Below are 297 nucleotides of genomic sequence, written 5' to 3'. Positions count from 1 at the left end.
AAGTGGACCTGAACACCGCACGCAACGACCCTGCCAGCCTCGGCATCGCCATGACCGACAGCTTCCGCTTCGGCCTGGAGCAGGTGCTGGAGTTCTCTACCTTTTCCTCCGCCAGGTTCACCAGCGCTCATGGCTTTTACAGCCGCCTGGGCCGCTGGCATGAAACCCGCACCCATGTACGCAATGTCATCCAGCAGGAACAACTGCCCAATGGCCTGCTGGCGCTGACGCTGCCCGACCCGGTCGGCATGGTCATGGAGCTCAACGCGCAACGCACTGGCTGGGTGCAAGCCCTGC

The 297-nt window shown here is 63.3% G+C and carries 1 protein-coding gene; it reads left to right on the top strand.

The window, feature by feature from the left end:
• The coding region (locus J5M58_RS27340) for a hypothetical protein (RefSeq protein WP_207880619.1) at window positions 1-297 on the top strand (297 nt) is incomplete at both ends.

The sequence above is a fragment of the Pseudomonas sp. 32_A genome (genome assembly GCF_017490905.1).
GTDB classification, from domain to species: Bacteria; Pseudomonadota; Gammaproteobacteria; order Pseudomonadales; family Pseudomonadaceae; genus Aquipseudomonas; species Aquipseudomonas inefficax.
The sequence above is the reverse complement of the archived record's forward strand: the minus strand, read 5'-3'. Positions and strand labels throughout refer to the sequence as shown.